The sequence below is a fragment of the Myxococcus vastator genome (assembly GCF_010894475.1).
In the GTDB taxonomy this organism is placed as follows: Bacteria; Myxococcota; Myxococcia; order Myxococcales; family Myxococcaceae; genus Myxococcus; species Myxococcus vastator.
This window is the reverse complement of the sequence record NZ_JAAIYB010000984.1, coordinates 1-412: the sequence shown is the minus strand read 5'-3', so window position 1 is coordinate 412 and position 412 is coordinate 1. Positions and strand designations below refer to the sequence as shown.

Sequence of the window (412 nt, the reverse complement as noted above, 5' to 3'; positions counted from 1 at the left end):
TTTGAGAATGAAGGACGCTGTAGGGTTTGCCGACGCGGTAGCCCCCTGGGCCTATAGCTCAGCTGGCTAGAGCGCGCGCCTGATAAGCGCGAGGTCGGTGGTTCAAGTCCACCTAGGCCCACCATTTTCCTCCCCATGCGAGGAGGAAAGCGGTGACGCGCACCAGCATGGTAGAATGGCCGTGGGCAGTTTCCCGGGGCTGTAGCTCAGCTGGGAGAGCGCCAGCTTTGCAAGCTGGATGTCGTCGGTTCGATCCCGATCAGCTCCACAAGTTTTTCTCTGAGGTTGAGAGAAGCGTTCTTTGACAAGTGCATACGAAGGGTAAGTTCAATTTCTGCTGAGAGAAGTTCTCGCAGAAGCCCTGACGAAAATACCCGCCGACGCCGTGAGGCGAAGGTGAGGGAAGCAGTCA

At 57.3% G+C, this 412-nt stretch carries 2 tRNA genes; both read left to right on the top strand.

Annotated features, from left to right (window positions below):
• Positions 1 to 47: 47 nt before the first annotated feature.
• Positions 48 to 124 (top strand) — tRNA-Ile (locus G4D87_RS38690).
• 71 nt (positions 125 to 195) lie between these two features.
• Positions 196 to 268 (top strand) — tRNA-Ala (locus G4D87_RS38685).
• Positions 269 to 412 lie beyond the last annotated feature (144 nt).